Raw genomic sequence first — 24,389 nt, 5'->3', positions numbered from 1 at the left:
AATCCGATTGCTGTATTACATTGGATTAGGAAATACCTATGAAGTTTCCATCTCCAACATTCTCGTAATCCTCATCAGTCTCTAATTCTGCAGCGGTAGGTAAATGTATTTGGCGTAAAACCTCCATTCCATCAAACAACATCCACTCTTCGGCAATTTTCTCATTGCGAATTTTGTAATGGCTAATCCCGGTGATATCTATCATTTTCCCGCTAGGCGCGCCAAAATAACCCGTTCCTTCATGCAAACCTTGAATTCTCCAACGAACTGCCACATCCCAATCACTTTCTGATCCTCTCTTATTGCAAGTTACTCGTTCCAAAATTACTTTTCCATTCGGGACAGAAGCGAATAAGCTAATAAACATTCCTTGGATTTCTCGAATACCAATGATGTCTCTGTTACAAACATAATGCAAAACCGCATTTTCTTCATAATAATCTTTTACAAAGTTAAACGAGCGACGGGCCCAAATCCGATTAAATACAAGTTGCATAAACTCGCCGATTTCAAATCGGTCAGAAGACGGGTTAAACACTGCTGGTGGAAGACCTGTTTCAGCGGTTTCCGGAAGGCCAAAAGAAATAGACGGCGCTAACTTATAGGACCCTCTTGCAATTCGTTTAGCCACCTCAACCGGATCTAGACCTAATTGCTTCACTAAATGATACGAATCCATGACCAACCATTCTTCATGAATTTTATTATTTAAAATCATGCAATCAGCACTAGCCCTTAACACCACTTTTTTCCCCGTGGCTGGACCGTAAAAGCTTTCGCCAAGATTTGTCGCAACGTCAAGACTTCTATGTGAAGTGAAGAACCCCGTTTGATCATCGCCAGACCAAATGACGCTCCATCCTAAACCTTTTCGATCCGGGAAGGCTTGCAAAGTTTGTAAAGTACCAGATATAACCTCATTTACTCCGTGGGAATTAATAAGTCCCTTATGAACTGAAACACTTGTACTATACGTATCGTAAATCAGTCCAATATCTTTTTCTTTCCAAATTTGTCTTGTGATTTTTAGAATGTAATCTACAATATTGTTATACTCCGGACTAAAGCCTTTCATACTTTGTTTCTTTTTTTCGGATTCGTCGATGTTTATATAATCATAATCATCTTTTGTATCAATCATGTTCACATCATCAGCATCGGCATAAAAAATGTAATTAGCTTTCGTGCTTTCATTTGAAAAAACCTTTCCATCCCCTATCACAACAGTCACCCTTTTCTGATATTCACTTTTTTCAAATTTGCCGATTATACATGATTGGATCAGGAAACCCCTGTAAAATTCCCATCATCCAGCCCATCTACTAAACCTTCACCCTCCTGGCTTAAAACATTCGGATCCGGTGCATAGATTTGGCGGTACACTTCCATTGCGTCAAATAGTAGCCATTCTTCTGCAACTTTCTCATTCCGAATTTTATAATGACTGATACCAGAGATATCAATTGCTTTACCGCTTGGTGCACCAAAGTAGCCTGTACCTTCGTGAATGCCTTGAATTCTCCAGCGAACGGCAACATCCCAATCACTCTCTGATTCTCGTTTATTACAAGTAACTCTTTCAAGAAGAACTTTTCCGTTCGGAACAGAAGCGAATAAGCTGATGAACATCCCTTGAATTTCTCTAATTCCAATGACATCTTTGTTGCAAACATAGTGTACAACCGCATTCTCTTCATAATAATCCTTCACATAATTAAACGAGCGGCGGGCCCAAATACGGTTAAATATAAGTTGCATGAACTCACCGATTTCGAATCGATCAGAAGATGGAACAAATTTCTCAGGAGGCAAACCTGTTTCTGCAGTTTCCGGTAAGCCAAACGGAATAGACGGTGCCAGTTTCGCCGAACTTCTTGCAATTTTTTTGGCAAATTCAATTGGATCTAGCCCTAATTGTAGAATAAGGTGATAGGTATCCATTACAAGCCATTCTTCATAAATTTTATTATTCAAAATCAAACAGTCTGCGCTCGTCCTAAAAACCACTTTCTTTCCAGTCGCTGGCCCGTACAATCCATCTCCAAGATTGGTGGCAACCGAACGCCCCCTATGTGAAGTGAAAAATCCATTTTCATCATCACCTGACCAAATGACGCTCCAACCTAAACCTTTTCGATCTGGAAATGCATGCAAGGTTTGTAATGTCCCTGAAATAACTTCATTGATTCCATGTGTATTTACCAACCCTTTATGAACAGAAATGCTTGTACTATACGTATCGTAAATCAAGCCGATATCTTTCTCTTTCCAAATTTGTCTTGTGATTTTCACAATATAATCTACGATATTGTTGTATTCCGGACTAAAACCTTTCATGCTTTGTTTACGTTGTTCAGCCGGATCCAAATTCATATAATCATAGTCGTCTTTTGTATCAATCATATTTACATCTGCTGCGTCCGCATAAAATATAAAGTTTGCTTTCTTTTCTTCCTTTGTTCGTGCATGTGTTGATTGAACCGGTTCTGCTATAATTTCCTTGGGTGCTACTTTTTTCTCTTCAGCCATTATAGATCACTCATTTCAACTATATTTTTATGAAATACTTATCTCATAAGTGTTGTTACTTTACTCCGCCTGATGTCATACCAAGAATAAACTGTTTTCTTACAAGCAACATGAAAATTACTGTTGGCAAAACAAAGATAATTCCTGCTGCAGCCATTTGGTTCCACATTACACCTTTTTCTCCAATGAAAAACGATAATGCAACCGGTAATGTAACCGCTTCTTGCTGGGTTAATACAAGCGCAAACATGAACTCGTTCCATGTGATAACAAAACAGAAAACAGTTGCAGTAATAATACCTGGCATAGCAAGGGGTAATAAAATACGCCATAATATTTGGAAACGGCTCGCCCCATCAATTGCCGCTGCCTCCTCAATATCAACCGGTATCCGATCAATAAAACCTTTTGTCAACCAAACTGCGTAAGGGATTGTATGACCAAGATTCACGATAATTAGCGCAATTGTCGTATCAAGAAGTCCCCATTCTCTAAACATTAAATAAAAGGGAATGACGTTTACAATTAGTGGAATAAATTGCGTTGCCAAAATTGCAAACATAAACGTTTGCTTACCCTTCATTTGAAAGCGAGACAAGCTATACGATGCAAGGATACTGACAGGTATTGTAATAAGTAACGTGACAAAGACAACTACGGTACTGTTCATATAATACTTGCCTAGGTTAAAACCAGAACCAAGTACCGTTTTAAAATTATCCAGTGTCGCCTGGAAAAATAAACTTGTCGTATAAGTAGCCGCTTCCGTTTTAAATGCAGTGATGAAAATCCATAAAATTGGAAGGAACAAGAAGGTAACTACTAATAAAACTAATAAAAACTCTAAAATCGATATTAGCTTTGGCGACGATTTTTTACTTACTGGAGATCCATGTTTTATATAGGCCATAACATGTGCAATCAATTCCAATCGTCTCCTTTCACTAATTTTCTCATATAGATGACAACGAATATAATCGTGATAAACGCAAGAATATATCCAAGTGCTGCAGAATATCCCATATCAAAGTAACGGAAACCCGTTTTATAAATGAAGAAGTTTAAAACTTCCGTAGAAGTTCCGGGACCACCCTGCGTTAATGTAACAATCGGATCAAATGCTTTTAACGTGAACATTGTCATTAAAATAGATGCAATAAGTATAATTGGCCTTAGCATTGGCAATGTAATTTTAAATATAATTTGCAATGCGTTTGCCCCGTCCACTTTCGCGGCTTCAAACACCTCAGCAGGCATGCCGATTAATCCGCTTATAAACATCAGGCTCATAAAAGGAAGCCATATCCAGACGACAACCGATATAAGTGCCAACATCGCTGTTGTACTTGTTCCAAGCCAAACGACGTCTGCTAGCGGAGGGAATAAAAATCCAATGATCTTGTCAAATAATCCATAATCGGAGTTCAGCATAAACTTCCAGGAATATCCAATCAAGGCAGGGCTCATGGCAAATGGAATAATCAATACCGCACGAATATATGAAAGGTATTTCTTATCCTTACTAAGTAATAAAGCCACAATAATACTTAGCGTAAGTGTTAACAAAACTGTACTGGCGGCGAATATAAATGTCACCCCGACACTATTCCAAAACTGTGAATCTGAAAAGGCTCGAAGGTAATTATTAAAGCCTACAAAACTTCCCATTTCCACTGATTCTTTTAGATCCCAATTATGAAGACTGATCCAGAAAGATCGTATTAAAGGAAAAAATGTGGTTGCGGCTATAAGTACCAACGCTGGGGCTAACAAACTATATTTAAAATATTTATTTTTCATTTTTAGTACTCCCCTCGCGAGTAATCAACAACATCCAGTCTTCTTGCATCAAATGTTGTTTTGAGACGGCCCCGCTCTTTCAATAGATATCATAGGACGGGGCTATCCAACCGTTCAATACGATTTCTTAGTAATACCCCGCTTCGTCAAGGAGTTTTTCAACTTTCTCGGCAGCGTCATTTAACGTGTCCTCGACATTCTTGCCCGTGGCCATATTAGAAATCGCGGAACTTAAAATATCAGCGACCCGAGGCCATTCTTTTATCTGGGGAAGTGTTTTAGCATTCTCAAATCCTTCAGCAGCAAATGCATAAAAATTATCTGATAGGGCATTTAGTTCCTCATTTTTCAGATTGTCAATTTGTGTGACTACAGTAGAATACTCTTTGGCAGGTATTTCTTCTTTCCATGTTTTCGTTACAATATCCAACTCTTCTTCGGGAGAAGAAATCCATTTCAGTACCTCCCAAGCGGCATCTTTATTCCTAGAACCTTTCATCATTGCCATTGGGAATGAGCTAACATTTGCTGAACTTGTTTTCCCCTCCCAGCCCGGAACTGGAGCAAATTTCACATTGCCGGCAACTTCTGGGGACGAGGATTCTGTGTCGTTAAACTCAGAGTACACCCACCACCAGCCTAACCATGATGCTGCTTTACCTTGTTTGAAATACGTTCTTGAATCTTGTTCACCGAAAGTAACGGATCCACTCGGTGCCACTTTATCCTTTACAAGAAGGTTGATATAACGTTCAGTAGCTTCTATTCCTTCAGGACTATTAAAAATAGGTTTCATATTTTCGTCAAAAATATCGCCATAGTTACTCCACAAATAGGCTGTCCACATAAATAGGTTCTGACCGTTATTTCCAGGTCCATAATACGGTGCGACACCTTCCATGCCCGCTTCTTCCGTAATTTTTTTGTTGGCAATATCAAACTCTTCCCACGTTGTTGGCACCGCCAGATTTAGCTTGTCATACACATCTTCGCGATAAAATAGCATTTGGACATGCGCACGGACTGGCAAACTGTACAATTTATTTTCGAATGTTGAAAGCTGCAATAAAGAAGACGGCCAGCGATCTGCGTTATAATTATCTCTCTTCATATAATCGTCTAACGGCTCAAGAAACTGTGTGACAGATGACCCCATTGAATCAAGAAAAACGACTAAATCATACGTGCCACCATTGGCAATTCCATCAGAAGTAATATTTTCAAGTAAGTTTTCATATGGCGTTTCTGAAAACTCAATTTCTATCCCCGTTTCTTCCGTAAAATCTTTACTTCTTGCTTTCCATGACATGAATTGCCCCGCATCTCCAGCAGATAGCAATACCTTAACCGGTTTACCTGATACATCGCCATTTTCCTTATCAGAACTACACCCAGCAACCAAAAGCATTAGCGTTAAAGTGACAATCATCAGAAAACGTGAATATCTTTTAATATTTCTCATTGAATATCCCCTTTTCGTTTTTTCTTCTAAGCTATTTAGCATTTTAAATCTTTAACGAAATACTAAGACAGTGTTACTACACTATCAGCGACACCATGCCTTAAAATCTGCTTTGCCTGTCTGCGTATAAATCGAGTAAAGCAAACTGTTCATACGCATATCCAACTCGATACAAATTATCTTCTCTGTGATAATCAGCGATCAATTGTATCCCTAACGGCGCTCCCTGCACCATTTGGTCAACCGGCAATGCCAGCGCCGGATGGCCTGTGATATTGAACACATTTGTATAACGCACCATCGTATCATCCAGTGACTCGCCTTCTAATAAACCTTTCCTTACTCCGACATCAGGTGTGGCAATAGGCATTGCAGGGGTCAATATTACATCTACCTCTGAAAAGATAGCTGAAAAGGCATACAGCCATTCCTCTCTTTTTTTCAATGCATTTAAATAGTCAAATGCGGTGATTTGACGGCTTCTTTTAAATGTTTCTTGCATCCCTTCGCTAAAGAGATCGCTGATGGAAGCAATTTGTTGTTGAAAAACAACGCCCAATTCGGAAGTCCCTATCGTTCTTGAGGTCATTACCGTGTCAGTTAGAATAGATGTATCCACTTCCACCAAAGTAGCTCCAAGCTCAACCATTTGTTGAATTACTTTCTGATACATCTTCGCTATTTCCTCCGTCATATCCTCATTGAAATAGGACTTTGGTAAACCTACACGAACACCTTTTAAATCAGGTAGGCAAACAGGGGCATAAGATACTCCTGTCATTGTTCCTAACACAATTGCAGAATCCTCGATATTGCTCGTTAAGATTCCTGCATCCGTCAATGTCCATGAGAAGGCATCAATTCCGTTCATGCTCAGTTTATGATGTGTCGGTTTTATACCAATGACTCCACAGCAAGCGGCGGGCACACGTATCGATCCTGATGCATCTGTTCCAATAGAAGCTAAGCATAAGTTTGCGGCAACTGCGGCTGCTGAGCCGCCACTCGAGCCGCCGGCTGTCTTATTCTTATTCCACTGATTCATGATGTCACCAAAGTACGGGTTTTCAGAAATCGTTGCTCCACCATATTCGTACATATTATTTTTCCCTAGTAAAATGGTACCTTCCTCTTCTAATAAAGACACAACGGCAGCATTTTCATCTGGGATTCTTTCCTTATCAATAATTGAACCATTTGTTGTTAAAATGCCTTTCGTGTCAATAGAATCCTTAATTGAAATCGGCACACCTAGCAACGATCCTGTAAGCCCCGCATTCATTTTTTCTTCAGCTTTTTTCGCCTGTTTGAGCGCTGTTTCTTCTGTTACTGTAATATAGGAATGTAGCTCAGCATCCAATTTTTTGATTCGTTCCAAGTACCATTGTGTAATTTCGGTAGGAGAGAACTTTTTTTCCTGATATCCGTCCAGTAAATTCTTTATCGAAACAACCATCTTCCACACCTCATCTGGACCTATTTTTTAGATGCTTCTGTTGATTTAACAAAAGATGAAAAAGCATTTGAAATGATTGATGTACCAACTGCTACAACGTATATCGCCCCATCTTCAATTGCTTGGCGTGCAGCATGTTCATTTCCCGCTACTGTTCCAATTGGCACATTAAGCTTTTTACCTTTTTCATAAATAAGAGCTATGGCCTCTTGTACTTCTTGATGGTGAGGACCGTCCTGATAGCCCATACTGACGGATAAGTCTGTTGTTCCTAGGAAGGCTAAGTCGATTCCTTCTACACCCATAATCTCTTCAAAGTTTTCAACGGCTTCCTTTGTTTCGATATGCACAGCAACCAAAATTTCACTATTTGATTGCTCGATGAATGCTTTTCCTGTATCCATGCCATACCGTGCAGCACGATGTGAATAAGCCACTCCTCTATTCCCTACAGGAGGAAACTTTGCTTTTTGAACAACTTGCATCGCATCCTCTTTCGTACTTATCATCGGAACTTGAATACCTTTAGCTCCTCGATCCAAAGCTTTTTGAATACTTGCGTTATCATAAGATACACGTACAATTGGCGCCAAGTTTATTAGCTCAGCAGTACGTATCATATTTTCAAGCTCACTATAACTGAAAGCCCCATGTTCATCATCAATGACTATAAAATCAAAACCTGCATGTCCGCACATTTCAACAATAGCCGGTGAATAGATTCCTATAAAAACACCTGTAATCTGTTCACCATTCTGAATTTTTTCCTTTACTGTTTTACACATGATAATTGCCCCATTTGCAATTTAATTTATATAGATACATAACTTAAATCCATTATGGACGGACGAATAGCGACCTCTGTCTCTGAGTCAAAAAAATGTGCCTTGTTCATATTTAATATAATTTTCAGTGTTTCTCCTGCTCGAATATTAAGGCTTGAATCCAAACGTGCAACGAAATTTTGATTTTCAATGTCTGCAGATACCATCGTTTCTGAACCAAGTAGCTCTGATACAACAACTTTGATGCCTATAGCAGGATTTGAATAGATATCTACAGGAGTCGTTTCATCATAGATGTCTTCAGGACGTATACCCAAAGTAAGCTCTTTCCCTATATATCCTTGTTTACGTAGAAACTTCATTTTTTCTTCCGGAACTTGTAATTGATGCGATCCAATCTTTATATTGTCTTCGCCAAGTGTTACCTTAAAGAAGTTCATCGGAGGTGATCCGATAAAACCAGCTACGAAAATATTATTAGGGTTCTCATATACTTCTTTCGGCGTCCCGATTTGCATGATTTTCCCGTCCTTCATAACAACAATACGGGTTGCCATAGTAAGCGCTTCCGTTTGATCATGCGTAACATAAATTGTCGTCGTTTGCAGACGTTGGTGAAGCTTGATGATTTCCGCCCTCATCTGAATACGTAGCTTCGCATCCAAGTTCGAGAGAGGCTCATCCATCAAGAACACTTTAGCATCCCGCACGATTGCTCGACCTAGTGCGACACGTTGACGTTGACCGCCTGACAGAGCCTTGGGTTTTCTGTTTAAATACTCTTCCAAGCCAAGAATCTGAGCAGCATTTTGTACCCGCTTTTCGATCTCGGACTTAGGCATTTTACGCAACTTTAAACCGAAAGCCATATTGTCATACACAGTCATATGCGGATATAGTGCGTAGTTTTGAAATACCATTGCAATATCACGATTTTTAGGCTCTACATCATTGACACGACGCCCATCAATAAGGAAGTCGCCCTTCGAAATTTCTTCGAGTCCAGCTATCATCCGAAGCGTTGTCGATTTCCCGCAACCGGAAGGACCAACAAAAACGATAAATTCTTTATCATGTACGTGCAAGTTAAAGTTTTCAACTGCAGTAATACCACCATCGTATACCTTATAAATATTATTTAACTCTAGTTCTGCCATCTTTGATTCCTCCTGCAATCATTCTCATTTTCTATTTAAAAATCCATTTATTTATAAAGTCATATAGAGTAATGAAAATGAATGGGTAATAACCATGACTTATTCGGACTAGCGAAATTACCAAGGCTCTTTTTCCACCAATCCATTTCCGTTACGTACTGCGCCTGTATTAAGAAGCCACTTCTTCAAACGTTGACTAACATTTTCAGGTTGCTCTAGCGTTATTAGGTGACCCGCGTCTTCAATGATTTCCAACGTTGCGTGCGGAATTTGGGAGGCCATATACTCCGACATCGGCACTGGGCAGACAACATCATCTTTCCCAACCATAATCATTACAGGGCACGTGACAGAAGATAAAATACGGCGCTGGTCTTCCCTACTCATCACAGCCTTTAATTGATTCACGTACGCCTCTTCCCCAATTGCTTCAGCCATCTGCAAAATAGTCAAGACAGTCGCTTCATCATCTTGCTTATCTGGATGAATTAAAACCGGTAAAAGATGCTTCTTTGTGATGTCCATAAACTGATTGTTATCAATCATCTTGAAAAAATTGTTCCAAGTATCCTTTTGCTCTGGTCTAGGAGGATACGGATTTGTATCCAGAAGGGCCAATTTTAGAACCCTTTCTGGAGCAATTCGCATAATTTCTAATGCCACCATGCCCCCAAGGGATAATCCTGCGAGAGCAAATTCCTGAGGTGCTTCTGAGAGAACTTCCTCCGCCAAGGCTGTGAGTGTATCATGATTGGAAATATTCGCCACGGCCAAGTCTGCAATATCTGCTAATGACTCCATTTGATACTTCCATAACCTTTCATCACATAGCGTCCCTGGTAATAAGACAAGCGGTATTCGTTTCGCCATTTATTTTTCTCCCATTTTTAACCTATCAGCGATTTCCTTTTCTAATTCTTTAAAGTTATCAGGCTTAATCATCTTGCCAAATTCGTCTGCCTTAAATCCATACTTTTCAGCTTCTGCAACTATTTTTTTCGGCCAATATGGATCTTTCCCTTCGAAAACTTCATGTTGCTCCAAAACTGCAAAGATCCAGGATTCATCTTCACTTATATTTTCAAACCCTCTCCACAAGCCTGGAGGTAATGAGATCAAATCCCATGGACCGATAATTGTCTCTCCTTCAATTTCTTCCTCAGTATTTCCCCAATAAAACCGCCATTTCCCTGAAAGCGGCAAAAACGACTCGATATAATCATGCGTATGGTATGCTGGTCCACTTCCTGCTGCAGCTTTCACCATTCCCAACTGGAAGCCATGTGGCTCGGTAATTTCAGGCGTAAAATCACTATTTTCACTTGCTGTATCTCCAATTAATGTATAGTTAATACGCTGATGACCTGGAATGATACTGTCTATGAACATTAAAGGAATTCCTTTCGGTCTTAATTCATCGTGTCGAACAATCCAGTTTTTCTCCATTTCTTCATTTGTTATATTTTTTCTTATTTTTGGCTTGTTTGTCATTTTATATCTCCCTCTCTAATTTCTAATTTTTTTATTGTGTAAATACGGCTAACTTTAATTCTGACATTTCTTCGATTGAATACTTGATTCCTTCTCGACCTGTCCCACTATTTTTGACCCCGCCATAAGGCATTTGGTCGACCCTGAAGCTCGGGATATCGTTGACGATCACACCACCAACTTCTAATCTGTCTACAGCATCGAACGATTTTTTGACAGATGTTGTATAGACACCCGCCTGAAGACCATATTGGGAATCATTCACCAAATCTATTGCTTCGTCCCATTCTTTATAAGATGTTACTGAAACGATTGGCGCGAATACCTCTTGGCAAGAGATGGCTAAGGTAGAGGCCGGATTTATAATAATTGTGGGTTCAATCACTGCACCATTTCGATTTCCACCTTGAGCTATGCCTGCACCCGACTCCTTGGCCACTTGTATCCACTCTTCCACCCTTAACGCTTCTTTTTCATTAATAAGTGACGAAAGATCTGTATCTTCCTGTTGAGGGTCACCAATTTTTAATTCACTTGCCTTTTTGGTAAATGCTTGTAAGAAATCTTCGAGTATCATTTCATTAACAAAGATCCGCTGAATTGAAATACAAACCTGACCCGAGAATGAAAATGCTCCTTCAACACAACGGGCGGCGACTGCTTCGATATCGTCTACGCTGTCAATAATAACTCCCGAATTGGAGCCTAACTCTAGAATTACTTTTTTCAGCCCAGCTTTTTCTTTAATAGCTAACCCTACTTCTACACTTCCCGTAAAAGTGATTAGCTTTACACTAGGATGTGTAACTAGCAGGTCCCCAACTTCACCACCCTTTCCAATAACGACATTCAATGCTCCAGGTGGAAGCCCCGCCTTTTCAAAGATTTCGGCAGTCATTATTGCACTCAATGGTGTTTGTGAAGCTGGTTTAAGTACAACTGTATTCCCTGCCGCAAAAGCAGGACCTAACTTATGTGCAACTAAATTAAATGGGAAGTTGAATGGTGTAATTGCAGCTATCACACCTAATGGCTCTTTTTTTGTAAAGCCTATGCGACCCATTCCACCTTTTGCAGCATCCATCGGAATCATTTCACCTACTAGACGCTTTGCTTCTTCAGCAGCAAATTTATACGTTTCGATTGTTCGTTGAATTTCAGCCCTTGCAGACTTGATAGGCTTCGCATTCTCCTTCACCAAAATCTGCGCACATTCCTCAAATCGATTTTCAAACTCCTGTGAAACTTTTTCTAAAATGGCTGATCGTTCTAGCGCTGTCAACTGCTTCATCTGCGCTCTCGCTTGTTCGGCACTGTCTATCGCTTCATAAACATCGTTTTTATGTGCAATAGGAATCCTTGCTACTACTTCGCCACTATACGGAGATTTCAGATCATAAAGAGATGCTCCACTCCGCCAAATTCCGTTGATAAATAATTGCTTTTCGCTAGTCATTTTAATAATTCACCTACCCTCCCGTAATATGCATTTTGATAGATTGTTAAGATTTTATCTTCTGATAATTGATAAGGCGTATTTGCCAGAAGACGATCTACTTTTGATGCTTGTTCTGCAAGTATGGGTAGGGACTCTTCAGTAACTCCTAACTCCTTAAGTGATGTAGGTAAATTAAGTTCACCTAGTAAATTAAAAAGATAATCTACTACAGCATCTAATGCCAAATATCGTTTATTACTAAAGTCACCTAATTCTAGAAACGATGCTACATCTACCATTTCATCCACACATGTCTTGCCAATCACATTAAATACAAAGGGCATTAGCAGTGCATTAGCAACACCGTGTTCGATATGATACGTTCCGCCTAATGGATAAGCCAGTGCATGAACTGCACCAACCCCTGCATTCGCAAGTGTTACACCTGCAAGAACACTAACCCAACTCATACCACTTCGGGCCTCGATATCTTTCCCATTATGAACTGCTTTCGTAATATATTGCGGAAACAATTTCATAGCTTTTTCTGCATAAATCTTTGTAAGTGAAGTTGCATTTACCGATATATAGGATTCAATTGCATGTGTAAAAGCATCTACACCAGAGGCAGCCGTCACTTTGGGAGGACAAGAAATAGTTAGTTCAGGATCAATAATTGCTATATCTGGTAATAATACAGGACTAACAATACCTCTTTTGATTCCAGCAGCTTCATCTCCAAAAATAGCATTCATCGTTACTTCAGAACCCGTCCCAGAGGTTGTCGGAAGTAAAATACAATGTATTTTTCGGCTCTCAATCGCTTGACCTTCAAAGAGATAAGGGTGAAGATTTTGTTTGTCTCCTAATGCAGCGGAAGTTTTTGCAACATCCAATGCACTTCCTCCTCCAATGCCTATAACCAAATCACATTGCTCTTCTAGTACTTTTCTAGAAGCTTTTTCAACTAGTTGGAAGGTCGGTTCGCCTTCTAGTTCTGTAAACGTAGTGATGGCAACGCCTGTAGGATTTAGAAGGTCAATTACTTTTTCAACTAGCCCAACCTTTTCAAGCCCTTTATCACTCACAATACAAACTTTTTTGACCTTTAATCTTTCCACTTCTTCTTTAATAGAAGTGAACGCTCCTTGTCCAAAACGAAGAATATCTGGACTTCGAAAGTCGGTTACACTAATATTGCCCGTCTTCATAGTCGCTTGTTTTTTTTCCATTCTTTTTTCCTCCGTATTCCGAATGAATGCGCATTCAAAATTATTTTTACCAAACAGTCCACCCTCCATCAACCACTAACGTTTGCCCTGTAACCATATTAGATGCATTTGAAGCTAAGTATATAACTGCTCCAAAAAGATCTTCTGTTTTAGCCAGCCTACCTAGAGGAATTCTACTTAATACTTCGTTTTTAAACTCTCGATCTTCAAACATGGGCGCGGTCATCGGTGTTTCAATGAAAGTTGGGGCGATTGCATTCACATTTATATTGTTAGAGGCCCACTCAATTGCAAGCGCTTTCGTCAACTGCGTAATTCCACCTTTACTAGTTGAGTATGCACTTCGTTTGTAATACCCGACAAATGCCATTTGAGAAGAAATATTGACTATTTTTCCTCTATTATGCTCTTTCATATATTTACCGGTGGCTTTAGACATGAAGAATACACTCTTCAAATTGATATTCATGATTGTGTCCCAGTTTTCAATGGAAACTTCTTCTGCTGGTTCGGGAATATTTATTCCTGCATTATTAATCAATATATCAATTCTTCCAAAGTGCTTATAAATATGATCAATTACTCCTTCAATTTCATTCGTCTTCGTTAAATCAAATGATATAGGTAATGCTTTCCTTCCTAATTTTTCAATTTCAGCAGCAACATCTTCTAACTCCTCTTGCTTTCTTGCAATTAAAGCAACATCCGCACCCGATTCCGCCAACAACAATGCGATTTCTCTTCCAATCCCCTTACTAGCTCCTGTTACAATCGCCGTTTGGTCTGTTAAATCAAAATAGGATTGGATATTGATCTTACTCATAGTCAAACCCCTTTCTTACTGGTTTGCATCCAACAATATGAACTATTTTAATACTAGCCATTACTTCTAATTTGGACGTTAATCCCAGTTGTTTTGCGAATCAAGAGTTCTGGTTCCAATGTAATCTGTATTAATTCGTCACTTTTATTATCGATAATCGATATGAGTTCCTTTAATACTAACGACGCCATCTTCTTTTTTTGTTGAGAGATTGTACTAAGACCAATATAGGGACTGCTCGCTATATCAATATCATCAAATCCAATAATCGAAATATTATACGGAATATGGAAACCATTCTGTGCCGCAGCATCCATTACTGCAAGTGCTATATGATCTGTAGAAGCAAAAAAACTAGTAGGTCGGTCTTGATCACGCATTAGTTTCAGAGAAAACTCAAGCACTTTTTCATAGGAAAGCTCATCTTGATAAACTAAACTTTCATCATAATTAATTCCATTTTCTTCAAGTGCGGATTTGTAACCTAGAAAGCGATCATTAAAAGTTGAATATGTACACGGACCCGATATATAGGCAATTCTTTGGTGGTTCAGCTGAATTAAATGATTAACGGCCATTTTTGCTCCCAATTCATTATCTATGACAACAAAGTTTGCCTGACCATCATCATCTATTTTTCTGTTATAAAAAATTAAGGGGAAATCCCTTTGAATCAGCTCACTAACTTTTTGATTTGTTTTTCTAACAGAGGCAATAATAATGCCATCCACACGTTTGCCAATTAACGTTTGAATCGATCGATCAAAGTTACTATCATCTGTATCCGTATCTACAATTATTACGTCATAATCATATTCTCTTGCCTCTCTCAGGATATAGTGGGCGGTTTCCGCATAAAATGGATTCGAAATATCTCCTACAATCAGACCTATTGTGTGTGTCTTTTTGCTTGCTAAACTTCTAGCGATTTCATCCGGCGTAAATCCAAGTTCTTTTATCGCTACAAGAACTTTCTCCCTTGTAGACTTTTTTACATGGGAATAATTATTTAGCACTCTTGAAACTGTAGATTGTGATACTCCGGCTAATTTTGCAACATCATAAGCATTTACTCTATTCCTCATTTTAAATGATCCTCTCTTCTTTCAATTTTTGAATGCGGATTCAAAGAGGATGTTGTCAACTAATTTAACACACCCCTAATTATGTTACAAGTCCAAATTAATATAATTTTAAAAAGAGTCACTGTGGTTTGAAATCCACCTCTATTCAAACATTTAGATTGGCGTTTCAGTAAGGATAGATAAAATTAGGCTAGTATCTCAGCAAATGAAATGGCATATTGGTTATTGAATAATTTCTCAGGTATGTATCAACATTATCTAAACGATAATTCTCTTCCATATACAGACGACAACGCATTGTTAGTACTTCCTACATCGAAATTTTTCATTTCTTTCCGAATTTTGTTCCCTAAAGTTCCTTATTTCAAATCGATATCATTGATCTTTAAACTTTACTGTTTATGACACTTCTATATGACCAGAAGTTGACGGCATTGCCTGTCCAGAAGTTGACGAGTATAATGTCTTCATACAATTCCGGAGAATGGAAAAGACGCCTCCCTAAACAAGCAGAGTACTCGCAAGAGTATGACGAAGCGAATGTAAACCTTGTCTATTACCCCGCGCTACGAACGACATCGGAAACGGTGTTGCTTGAGTGTCAGTGCTAGAACTAATCGTTCTTTGACTGACTCCCTCAAAATACAGTTCCAGAATCCTCCGACAATTAATCATAAAAAAAGCCTCCTGTACATTAGTGTCATGCGTGTTTGCATGCAAACTAATTGTACAAGAGGCTATTTTTTATATTGGTGGCCTTTCGTCCCGCAGACAGTGGCTCTTTTCCCCGCACTTGGTCCCGGACACTTGCTTCAATAATGACCTTATGCCCTTTCATCCCCTCCAGACCAACACTCATCCACATTTGCGATTCCCACCCACCCCTTTGCTTTTCACATACCATATATCAGAGGCGGATCGGTGTGAATTTTCCCAAATTCGAGATAACTGAGTCTTGAGCCTCAAGCAGCGTGTGAAATTTGATTTAGGCGGGAAAAAGGCTTTAATTTAGTTTTGTAGGCTACTGAATAGCCCCACGGAGATTCCTCTCTGTGGAGCTGACGACTCAGGAGTATTCTGAATTGTTTCGGTGCCTGGCACCCAAATTTATACTACAATTAATGTATTTGGGAGCTACTTCCCCTTTTCACAGGTTAAACTTAATAATATACTTAACCTGTTAGCAGTAGACCGGAATGGAGGCGCAAAAACCTATAATTACTACTTCCACTCCGGGATACCTAATCCAAGTTCCTTTGACCATAATTCAAATGCGTTTGGCTTACCTTTCGAGCCGTCAGGGCATATAAGTTTATTTGCTTTTCTCCAAATATCCCGAGGTAATTTGTTAAAGTAATAAAATGACTTTAACACCAGCCTTTTTCCTAAACCTTTAGGAAAACGCATTTGTTCTGAAATCATAATTTCCTTAAGAATCTTCACGATAATGGCTGGACTTAACTCAAATTCTCCAACATGGTCACCGACAGAAATGTCAATATAATTTCCATGTTTTTTAAATAAAGGTAAGACCTCGACGATATCTTTTTCATCTAAAGATAGCTCTTCTAATATGCAGTAATAAATAGGATAGTTACATGTATCAGATAAAGATAAAAACAGATCTTCAAAGGTTGCTGTCCATCTATTTAATTTACCATTACTGTCATCAATATATAGATAAGAAACGCGGGTATCTAATACACCTTTGGGTCCTTCCAAACCTAAAGAGTTTTTATTTCGTGTTATTAATCCATATGTTTTTCTACCGTCATCGTAATCAAGATAAATTGCTGAAATAATTGTTTCTTCAAGTGCTTCATCTACCATAGAGTTATTAAGACGTTCTTCTCTATCCATTTGATCTTTCACAATTTCATAGTTATCACTGTACACAAAAACATCATTCTCATATTCTACTGTTTTATACTGAACTTCATAGACCTGCCTAATACCATTTAATAATTTATCTGGAAACCCAATATTCCTTAACTTTTCAATATCAACTTTCATTTGAACCACCTCCAACAATTGATATTACAATATATTAGCCTGTTCTTTAACTCATTCTATTTAGATTTTTTAAGGTACCATTACTTAATAAAAAGCATAAAAATATAGGTCGCCACCAAAAACGTCGGCCTATAAAGGTTCCGTCTTATATTGAATTGGATTGAATTAACTTAATTTAACTGCCTTGTTTTAAAAGGGTGCCAGATTCCGAGACAATTCTTGATTCAATTAGAACCTGGTATCCAAAATTGTTATTTAGTCGTCGTTCTCTCTACATAAGGAGCTTTTGGTTTTTATTCAAGAAAAAATTTCGAATATTTTTTTATTTCCATGTTTTTTTCCAATGGTTCTTCTTCTCCGCACTCATTTTCAACCATATCGCCTATATCCCTACTTCACAACAGCCATTTTCAAATAACAGGCTAAGTGAATTTTCAAGAGATCATCACTATCGTCAAAGTCCATTTGCAGCAGTTTCTCAATTTTTTTCAAGCGCTGGTAGAGGGTGTTGGGATGGATGTGGAGCTGTTTGGCCGTTTCTTTAGCTGACCGGTTAGTTTTCAAGTAAACGAGAATCGTTTGTTCCATCTCCGTGTTTGCGTCATTTTTAGAAGTCAAAGGAGAAAATACTTCATCGATGAATTGCTTGATAATATGTGGTTCTTGATGTAAAAATAAGCGATTCAAGCCGATTTGTTCATATTTCATCCATTCGAAACGATTGCGCTCCGCCAAGTAAGTGACCGTATCTTTAGCTTCGTTGTAAAACTCCCTAATATTCTTGAGCCCCTTATAAACGGCACTTATTCCGCCTATAAAAGGAGAACTTTCACTCTTCATCCATTTGGTTTGAATTCTCATCAGGTCATCCACTAGTCCGTCAACTGCATCGGGATTTTCCAGCGAGGAAAGGATGTACACTCTATTTTGCATGCCGAAAATCATTTTTCCGAACGGATTCAAGCTATTTTGGATTTTCAAGACCAATTGATGGATCTCTATTTCAAGTCGTTGCAAATCATTGTATTGTGGGATTTCGATGATTGCCATACACCAGTAAGAATAGACATCCACTCCCAGCCGGCTTCCGAACCGCTTGAACTGTTCTTCAGTCCTGTATGCAAGCAATTCACGAAACTGCTCATAGGTTTGTTTATAAAAGTACTCTGTCATTGTCTGCTTTTTGATTAACTCGATTGCGATAATCGAGCTTCCTTGCTCGAGTGTCATCCGATCCGATTCGGAGATTGTTCCTCTGGTCGGGACAATAAAACATCCAAGGAAAACACTTCCGTTGAAGACGGGAAGCAGATAGCATGTCCCGGCTTGCACACTGCAATTTTCAACATATCGCGGTTCCTTGTCTGCATTGAAGAGTTTACGGAATTCCTCTGCTTGCGGATCAGATAATCGGCTTGCATTTGGGGAATACAGCTGATGATCAATGACATTGTAAAAATGGACAGGCTTGGAAAGCATCTGATTGAATTCGTGGATGATTGCTTCGAACCCCTTATTCTCAAGCGAAAGATTCGTAAGTGCTTCATGGACTTCATATCTCTGTTGTAGCAAGGAATTTCTCTCCTCAAGTTGATTGCTCAAATCAGTGATTTCCTTCACCCTGTCATTCACTTCGGTATAATATTGGGCGTTCTGGATCGCAATGGCTGCCTGTTCGGCAAACCCTTGCATCAAGAGGAGGTCATGTTCATCAAATGGCTTTCTTCCGTTCCATTGAAGGACGGTCATGACGCCAATCCTTTTTTCTGCTATTGAAATCGGCACAGCAATGAGGGAGCTGGGGAAGCCTGGACTTCCTGAAGCCGTGGTGATGGATTGATAGTTCTCCTCCGTAATATGATTTAGCCGCATTTCCGCCTCGACTTCCTCTTTGGACTTGAGAACCTTCCCGATTCCGTCTCTAAATACCGTCCCCGTAATCGATTCTCCCACTTTTACCCGGAACCCGTAAATTCGGTGGTCGTACCCTATCGGCGCTTTCGGGATTAGACGCTCCTCCGCAACATCATAGAGGAGTAAGTATCCCCCCTGCGCTGATGGAATTATCTTCAACACATTGGTCATAATCGTTTCCAAAACCTCACCCAAGTCGAGACTCGAGGTGATGGAACGGATACTCTCCACTAAAATAGTCAGTTCAGAGTCTTTCAGCTTGCCCTCCGAGAAGAAAGGCGCTTCATTGCAACCATTCATCCAACTGTCCCCCTAGCATTTATAAACTGTGCAACCTCACATATCCCCTAGGTAAACTGTGTGCATCCACACATTGTTTTTTATCTATCGCCATTGTATACTAAGCCAAATAAAAAGAATAGTCCGAACGTTCAATCGCCCACTCATCACTACTGTCGCGTGCATTCAGAAGGGTAAAGGAGGAAAAGCAATGGCTGAGGTATTGAAAATCGCAAACAGTTTTCCATTATGGATCATCGCATCACTTGTAATCGGGCTTGTATTCTTTCAAGCTTTTAAGTTTATGAGTCTTGCATCCAAAGCAAGTAATTCAGTCGGCATGTCAAGAGATGAGGTGAAATCGGCGATAAGAGCGGGGGCAATCAGTTCCTTGGGACCTTCCTTCGCCATTTTAATAATCGCCATATCTCTATTGTCCTTGATCGGGAATCCGGTGACATTAATACGGATCGGGATTATCGGTTCCGCCCCTATTGAAATGTTAGGTGCAAGTTTAGGAGCCGAAGCAACTGGTGTTGAGCTTGGATCATCCGATTTCACTGCAATCGCTTTCACGAATGCCGTTTGGGTAATGTGTCTGGGCGGGATGGGATGGCTTTTGTTCACTGCACTCTTCACCAAGTCACTTGGAAAAATGCAGGCAAAGGTGACAAGCTCCCCTAAAAATGTAACGCTGTTTCAACTCGTCTCAACCGCAGCTATGATCGGGGCATTCGGGTATCTTGGCAGCGCCCAAATGGTGAAAGGGGTTAACGAGTCGATCGTATTGGTGGTCGCTTTTCTAGTCATGCCGATTCTTCTAGCGGTCGCAAAGAAGTTTCATGTCAAATGGTTGATTGAATGGTCGCTCGGACTCGTAGTCATTGTCGGTTTAACAGTTGGATACTTATTAAGCTAATTGGAGGGGAAATGATTATGACCGTAAGTAAAGAAGCGAAAAGCATCGTCACAACAAGCAGCGCCAATGTGCCTGAAACTCTCGATTTCGAAGCCTTCCATGCCAAATCACATTTTTGGGGCCGCCTGACTATCTGGGGCGTCATCTTATTAACTCTTCTGTTACCGCTTTACCTATCCTTCGTACTAGGATTTCATCCTGGTTGGTCTGCAATCCTTTCAGGCTTTCTGGCGTATGCTGCCGTCATCGCCGCCGTCTGGGTTATTGAACCGATCAGCTACTACCCGATCCTAGGCGTTTCGGGAACATATCTGGCATTCCTGAATGGGAATATCGGGAATATGTGCCTTCCAAGCGCTTCGATTGCGCAAGCGACAATCGGCGCGGAACCTGGAACAAAAAAGGGTGAATTGGCGGCAACACTTGCGATCTCCGCTGCGGCTATCGTCAATACAACGGTTCTTATTTTCGTTGTTCTCGGAGGGTCCATTGTTATCTCGCTTTTGCCGACTTCATTCGTTGAAGCATTCAGGTTTGTTCTACCAGCGGTCTACGGCGGGGTCATCGCGCAATTCGCGATTAAAAAGCCTGTCTGGGGGATTGTCGGCGTCGCGTTCGGTTTATTCGTCAACTTAGGCCCGGTGCCTCGGTCCCTTCAGACGTTCCTATGCATTTTAGGCACTGTGGCAGCATGTATGCTATTGGAAAAAATTAAAACAAAGAAAGCAGGGAGCTAATTGACGTCAATGCAATCAACAGAAACAATCTCATTAAAACAAATGTTATTGGCCACGTTGGAAAACCGTGAAGAAGAAATGATCCAAATCCGGAGATATTTGCATGCGCATCCCGAATTGTCGTTTCAAGAAATGGAAACCGCACGTTTCATCGAAAAATTCTATGAAGGAAAAGACGTTGACGTCCAAACCAACATCGGGAATGGGTTTGGAATCATCGTAACAATTAAAGGCGGAAAGCCCGGTAAAACGATCGGACTGCGAGCAGATTTTGACGCACTTCCGATCGAAGAAGCGACAGACGTTCCGTTCAAATCAAAAAATCCGGGTGTCATGCATGCGTGCGGCCATGACGGACATACAGCCTATATGCTCGTTCTGGCCGACTGTCTGATCCAATTAAAAGAGGACCTCCATGGAACAATCAAAATCATCCATCAGCATGCGGAAGAGACACCGCCGGGCGGTGCAAAGAGCATCGTGGAGTCCGGAATCCTCGATGATTTGGATGCCGTCTTCGGCACGCATCTCATGCCTGCTTTTCCGACGGGCGTCATCGGTTATCGAAGCGGCTTCTCCATGGCTGGAAGGACATACTTCAAACTCGTTATTAAAGGCAAGGGAGGGCACGGGTCCTCACCCCATCAATCAAACGATCCGATCGTAGCAGGCGCATATTTTGTTACCGCAATCCAAACGATTGTGAGCCGTCGATTAAACCCATTTGAAATGGGCGTCGTCACCATCGGATCATTCGATGGAAAAGGGTCATTCAATGTGATCAAAGACAGTGTAGAACTTGAAGGCGATGTGCGCTATATGAATGAAGAAAGCCAGAAAGTGATAGCTGAGGAAATCCATCGAATCGCCCAAGGCATCGAACTGGAATTCGGCGTCGGCTGCGAACTCACATACATTCCGGATTACCCGCCTTTATACAATGATCCGGCAGTGACTGCAAACGTCGTCTCCATTTTGGAACAGGCCAACGATCCGCACATCCAGGAGATTATAGAAATTCCGGTCAGCCCCGCGTCCGAAGACTTTTCCTATTACACGGAAAAAATACCCGGGACGTTCTATAACATCGGCTGCAAACCGAAAGGCGTTGACAAGCCGTATCTCAACCATCATCCCAAATTTGATATTGACGAAGCCGCACTCCTCGTTTCTGCAAAATCTGTAGCACATGTCGTGTGCGAGTATAATCATAATGAGGGATTGCCGGTGTCTGACGCGTCAGGATAATGAAACATAAAAACACGAAAAAATCCAATCAAGAGCGACATGATTGGATTTTCTTTTATTTATTGGGATGGATGGTAAGCTACTTGTCTTTTAAAAAACGCTCAGTCATTAAAGACAAAGCACTTTTCCATCTTCATGGAGAGAGATAGACTATGTATGTATTTTGTAGTTCTAGTTCTTCGTCAATGACGTTTAAAACGCCGCCGCTTTTTATCAGTCTGAAATTCATGTATGAATCCAATCACGGTCTTAACCTTCCATGCGTGACCACCTCCCCTTTTGGATGGTGGGGTGTAATAATAGTGGAATTCGGTTATATCGTTCATTCGCGAATTTTCTACAAATCCTTTGCCAGCATATATAATATCACCTCCATTCTTCACCCTATATTGCGGCATTTCCTCATCGATGACAGTTATGAGGTCAAATCTATAATCCAGCTGTAGTTGTTTAATCAAATACTCTGTTTCTGGATAGTTCCCCCAAATGATATGATTTCTAAACATGGATTATACTCCTTCCATTTTTTACAGCTATTATATCATAAGAGAGATAGTTTTTGGATAATTTGAAATGCAACTAATATAAATACTTTCGGAGAGAAATATACGAAAGCGACCATACTCTTTATAATGAGCATGGTCGCTGCTTCTTCAGATTTCCCATATATCTATTCGTAGGCTTTACTGTTTTCCATAAACTTCATGAACAGCTTCATCACTTTTCAAGCTATTACTCGCCAATAAATGCTTCCTCAAAACCTCTATAACTCTCTCCTGCTCCTCCACCGTCATATTAGACCCCGACGGCAAACAAAGCCCTTCAGCAAACAATCGCTTACTTACTACATCACCTTTGCCATGAGGATAAAACTTACATCCTTCAAACAACGGCTGCATATGAAGCGGTTTCCACACAGGACGCGCTTCGATATTCTCTTCTTCCAGCAGATCAATCAGATCGTAAGGGGTTACCTTAATGACTTCAGGATCCAACGTCAACGCCGTCAGCCAACGATTCGAATACGTCCCTTCCAACTCCGGCATGAAATGGACGCCTTTAATGTCCCCTAACGCTTGCACGTATCGGTCAAACACATCTCGTCTGGCTTGTACACGCTCATCCAACACTTCAAGCTGAGCACGGCCGACACCGGCAAGTATATTACTCATCCTGTAATTATATCCTACCGTACTATGCTGGTAATGCTTCGCTGCATCTCGTGCTTGTGTCGCCAAAAAGCGTGAACGTGCTAACGCCTCAAGGTCATTTGATACGAGTATGCCGCCACCTGAAGTCGTAATGATCTTGTTTCCATTGAATGAATAGATGCCAAAATGTCCGAATGATCCGCTCTTCTTACCTTTATAGAGAGAGCCAAGCGACTCTGCCGCATCTTCAATAATTGGAATTTCATATCGCTCACAGATTTCCATCAGTTCATCCATCTTCGCACTTTGCCCGTACAAGTTGACGACAATTACCGCTTTGGGTAACTTCCTTCTAGCCTGGGCATCCTCAAAAGCACACGCCAACGCGACAGGTGACATATTCCATGTCTCTTCCTCGGAATCAATGAAAACAGGCTCAGCTCCGACATACAAGATCGGGTTCGCGCTTGCAACAAAAGTTAAACTCGAACAGAAGACAATATCACCATGGCCAACGCCGAAAAGTTCAAGTGCCAAATGGATTGCAGCTGTCCCGGAAGAAGTTGCGGCAGCACCAGCCGTACCTGCATAAGTTGCCAATTCCTTTTCAAACGCATTCACATTTGGTCCAAGTGGTGCAATCCAATTCGTTTCGAACGCTTCGTTTATGTATTTATGTTCGTTCCCACTCATGTGGGGGGAGGATAACAAGATTCGATTATCCACACTATCACTCCTCGTTAAATTGATTGATCCAGATGTATTTTTAATACTATACCTAATTTATTGCCATGTATTTTTTTATTTAATAATCGCACTTTTCTGTCGAACCAATCATTCCACAAAACCGTCTTATATGTTTTTACTGTA

The 24,389-nt window shown here is 40.4% G+C and carries 21 protein-coding genes; 3 read left to right on the top strand and 18 right to left on the bottom strand.

The features are described 5' to 3' along the window. Positions 1 to 25: 25 nt before the first annotated feature. The 16 genes from NIT04_RS02455 to NIT04_RS02380 all read right to left on the bottom strand — a co-directional run bounded on the left by NIT04_RS02455 (position 26) and on the right by NIT04_RS02380 (position 19,485). A complete protein-coding gene (locus tag NIT04_RS02455) occupies positions 26 to 1,222 on the bottom strand; it encodes an ester cyclase (RefSeq protein ID WP_252502024.1) in 1,197 nt (398 codons plus the stop codon). A gap of 59 nt (positions 1,223 to 1,281) precedes the next feature. Continuing rightward, positions 1,282 to 2,529: an ester cyclase gene (locus NIT04_RS02450; protein ID WP_252502023.1), complete on the bottom strand. Its 1,248-nt coding sequence runs from the start codon at positions 2,527 to 2,529 to the stop codon at positions 1,282 to 1,284. Between the two features lie 55 nt (positions 2,530 to 2,584). Continuing rightward, complete coding sequence (locus NIT04_RS02445) at positions 2,585 to 3,454, bottom strand: carbohydrate ABC transporter permease (protein ID WP_252502022.1); 870 nt, start codon at positions 3,452 to 3,454, stop codon at positions 2,585 to 2,587. Next, on the bottom strand, positions 3,451 to 4,329 hold the full coding sequence (locus tag NIT04_RS02440; RefSeq protein WP_252502021.1) for a carbohydrate ABC transporter permease: 879 nt from the start codon (positions 4,327 to 4,329) through the stop codon (positions 3,451 to 3,453). The genes NIT04_RS02445 and NIT04_RS02440 overlap by 4 nt, the downstream gene beginning before the upstream one ends. A gap of 127 nt (positions 4,330 to 4,456) precedes the next feature. Beyond that, the gene (locus NIT04_RS02435; protein WP_252502020.1) at positions 4,457 to 5,791 is read right to left on the bottom strand and encodes an ABC transporter substrate-binding protein; all 1,335 of its coding nucleotides are present in this window, start codon (positions 5,789 to 5,791) and stop codon (positions 4,457 to 4,459) included. A gap of 100 nt (positions 5,792 to 5,891) precedes the next feature. Beyond that, a complete protein-coding gene (locus tag NIT04_RS02430) occupies positions 5,892 to 7,247 on the bottom strand; it encodes an amidase (RefSeq protein ID WP_252502019.1) in 1,356 nt (451 codons plus the stop codon). A gap of 20 nt (positions 7,248 to 7,267) precedes the next feature. Next, positions 7,268 to 8,032: an HpcH/HpaI aldolase/citrate lyase family protein gene (locus NIT04_RS02425; RefSeq protein WP_252502018.1), complete on the bottom strand. Its 765-nt coding sequence runs from the start codon at positions 8,030 to 8,032 to the stop codon at positions 7,268 to 7,270. 26 nt (positions 8,033 to 8,058) lie between these two features. Further along, positions 8,059 to 9,189: an ABC transporter ATP-binding protein gene (locus NIT04_RS02420; protein ID WP_252502017.1), complete on the bottom strand. Its 1,131-nt coding sequence runs from the start codon at positions 9,187 to 9,189 to the stop codon at positions 8,059 to 8,061. A gap of 117 nt (positions 9,190 to 9,306) precedes the next feature. After that, complete coding sequence (locus tag NIT04_RS02415; protein WP_252502016.1) at positions 9,307 to 10,059, bottom strand: alpha/beta fold hydrolase; 753 nt, start codon at positions 10,057 to 10,059, stop codon at positions 9,307 to 9,309. Further along, entirely contained in the window at positions 10,060 to 10,680 is a 621-nt protein-coding gene (locus tag NIT04_RS02410) for a cupin domain-containing protein (RefSeq protein WP_252502015.1), read from the bottom strand. A gap of 31 nt (positions 10,681 to 10,711) precedes the next feature. Continuing rightward, positions 10,712 to 12,136, bottom strand: coding sequence for an aldehyde dehydrogenase family protein (locus tag NIT04_RS02405; protein WP_252502014.1), 1,425 nt, complete (start codon positions 12,134 to 12,136; stop codon positions 10,712 to 10,714). Continuing rightward, a complete protein-coding gene (locus tag NIT04_RS02400) occupies positions 12,133 to 13,350 on the bottom strand; it encodes an iron-containing alcohol dehydrogenase (RefSeq protein WP_252502013.1) in 1,218 nt (405 codons plus the stop codon). The genes NIT04_RS02405 and NIT04_RS02400 overlap by 4 nt, the downstream gene beginning before the upstream one ends. Before the next feature lie 46 nt (positions 13,351 to 13,396). After that, positions 13,397 to 14,173 carry an SDR family NAD(P)-dependent oxidoreductase gene (locus tag NIT04_RS02395; protein ID WP_252502012.1) on the bottom strand — a complete coding sequence of 259 codons (777 nt, stop codon included), beginning with the start codon at positions 14,171 to 14,173 and terminating at the stop codon, positions 13,397 to 13,399. Between the two features lie 53 nt (positions 14,174 to 14,226). Further along, positions 14,227 to 15,258, bottom strand: coding sequence for a LacI family DNA-binding transcriptional regulator (locus tag NIT04_RS02390; protein ID WP_252502011.1), 1,032 nt, complete (start codon positions 15,256 to 15,258; stop codon positions 14,227 to 14,229). 1,221 nt (positions 15,259 to 16,479) lie between these two features. Then, the gene (locus NIT04_RS02385) at positions 16,480 to 17,271 is read right to left on the bottom strand and encodes a hypothetical protein (protein ID WP_252502010.1); all 792 of its coding nucleotides are present in this window, start codon (positions 17,269 to 17,271) and stop codon (positions 16,480 to 16,482) included. 390 nt (positions 17,272 to 17,661) lie between these two features. Continuing rightward, positions 17,662 to 19,485 (bottom strand): helix-turn-helix domain-containing protein, encoded by a 1,824-nt coding sequence (locus NIT04_RS02380; protein ID WP_252502009.1) that lies wholly within the window; start codon positions 19,483 to 19,485, stop codon positions 17,662 to 17,664. Between the two features lie 190 nt (positions 19,486 to 19,675). On the opposite strand from NIT04_RS02380, the gene NIT04_RS02375 reads away from it, so the two are divergent. From NIT04_RS02375 to NIT04_RS02365, 3 genes are read left to right on the top strand one after another with little or no spacing between them, the layout of a single operon-like run. Next, positions 19,676 to 20,383 (top strand): DUF5058 family protein, encoded by a 708-nt coding sequence (locus NIT04_RS02375; RefSeq protein WP_252502008.1) that lies wholly within the window; start codon positions 19,676 to 19,678, stop codon positions 20,381 to 20,383. 17 nt (positions 20,384 to 20,400) lie between these two features. Further along, a complete protein-coding gene (locus NIT04_RS02370) occupies positions 20,401 to 21,120 on the top strand; it encodes a small-conductance mechanosensitive channel (protein WP_252502007.1) in 720 nt (239 codons plus the stop codon). A gap of 9 nt (positions 21,121 to 21,129) precedes the next feature. Beyond that, a complete protein-coding gene (locus NIT04_RS02365; RefSeq protein ID WP_252503167.1) occupies positions 21,130 to 22,368 on the top strand; it encodes a M20 family metallopeptidase in 1,239 nt (412 codons plus the stop codon). A gap of 182 nt (positions 22,369 to 22,550) precedes the next feature. Here NIT04_RS02365 and NIT04_RS02360 read toward each other — a convergent pair whose 3' ends face one another. Together NIT04_RS02360 and NIT04_RS02355 are read right to left on the bottom strand one after the other, a co-directional pair. After that, positions 22,551 to 22,874 carry a hypothetical protein gene (locus NIT04_RS02360; RefSeq protein ID WP_252502006.1) on the bottom strand — a complete coding sequence of 108 codons (324 nt, stop codon included), beginning with the start codon at positions 22,872 to 22,874 and terminating at the stop codon, positions 22,551 to 22,553. A gap of 177 nt (positions 22,875 to 23,051) precedes the next feature. Further along, positions 23,052 to 24,212, bottom strand: coding sequence for a DegT/DnrJ/EryC1/StrS aminotransferase family protein (locus tag NIT04_RS02355; RefSeq protein ID WP_305880097.1), 1,161 nt, complete (start codon positions 24,210 to 24,212; stop codon positions 23,052 to 23,054). Between the last annotated feature and the right edge of the window lie 177 nt (positions 24,213 to 24,389).

The sequence above is a fragment of the Sporosarcina sp. Marseille-Q4943 genome, from assembly GCF_943736995.1.
Lineage (GTDB): Bacteria > Bacillota > Bacilli > Bacillales_A > Planococcaceae > Sporosarcina.
This window is presented reverse-complemented; position numbering and strand designations above follow the sequence as displayed.

Coding starts and splice junctions, on each gene's coding strand:
- NIT04_RS02405 (WP_252502014.1), bottom strand. CDS start 12,136: ATGACTAGCGAAAAGCAATTATTTATCAACGGAATTTGGCGGAGTGGA.
- NIT04_RS02435 (WP_252502020.1), bottom strand. CDS start 5,791: ATGAGAAATATTAAAAGATATTCACGTTTTCTGATGATTGTCACTTTA.
- NIT04_RS02430 (WP_252502019.1), bottom strand. CDS start 7,247: ATGGTTGTTTCGATAAAGAATTTACTGGACGGATATCAGGAAAAAAAG.
- NIT04_RS02410 (WP_252502015.1), bottom strand. CDS start 10,680: ATGACAAACAAGCCAAAAATAAGAAAAAATATAACAAATGAAGAAATG.
- NIT04_RS02370 (WP_252502007.1), top strand. CDS start 20,401: ATGACCGTAAGTAAAGAAGCGAAAAGCATCGTCACAACAAGCAGCGCC.
- NIT04_RS02390 (WP_252502011.1), bottom strand. CDS start 15,258: ATGAGGAATAGAGTAAATGCTTATGATGTTGCAAAATTAGCCGGAGTA.
- NIT04_RS02355 (WP_305880097.1), bottom strand. CDS start 24,212: ATGAGTGGGAACGAACATAAATACATAAACGAAGCGTTCGAAACGAAT.
- NIT04_RS02420 (WP_252502017.1), bottom strand. CDS start 9,189: ATGGCAGAACTAGAGTTAAATAATATTTATAAGGTATACGATGGTGGT.
- NIT04_RS02400 (WP_252502013.1), bottom strand. CDS start 13,350: ATGGAAAAAAAACAAGCGACTATGAAGACGGGCAATATTAGTGTAACC.
- NIT04_RS02425 (WP_252502018.1), bottom strand. CDS start 8,032: ATGTGTAAAACAGTAAAGGAAAAAATTCAGAATGGTGAACAGATTACA.
- NIT04_RS02450 (WP_252502023.1), bottom strand. CDS start 2,529: ATGGCTGAAGAGAAAAAAGTAGCACCCAAGGAAATTATAGCAGAACCG.
- NIT04_RS02440 (WP_252502021.1), bottom strand. CDS start 4,329: ATGAAAAATAAATATTTTAAATATAGTTTGTTAGCCCCAGCGTTGGTA.
- NIT04_RS02375 (WP_252502008.1), top strand. CDS start 19,676: ATGGCTGAGGTATTGAAAATCGCAAACAGTTTTCCATTATGGATCATC.
- NIT04_RS02360 (WP_252502006.1), bottom strand. CDS start 22,874: ATGTTTAGAAATCATATCATTTGGGGGAACTATCCAGAAACAGAGTAT.
- NIT04_RS02395 (WP_252502012.1), bottom strand. CDS start 14,173: ATGAGTAAGATCAATATCCAATCCTATTTTGATTTAACAGACCAAACG.
- NIT04_RS02365 (WP_252503167.1), top strand. CDS start 21,130: ATGCAATCAACAGAAACAATCTCATTAAAACAAATGTTATTGGCCACG.
- NIT04_RS02385 (WP_252502010.1), bottom strand. CDS start 17,271: ATGAAAGTTGATATTGAAAAGTTAAGGAATATTGGGTTTCCAGATAAA.
- NIT04_RS02380 (WP_252502009.1), bottom strand. CDS start 19,485: ATGAATGGTTGCAATGAAGCGCCTTTCTTCTCGGAGGGCAAGCTGAAA.
- NIT04_RS02415 (WP_252502016.1), bottom strand. CDS start 10,059: ATGGCGAAACGAATACCGCTTGTCTTATTACCAGGGACGCTATGTGAT.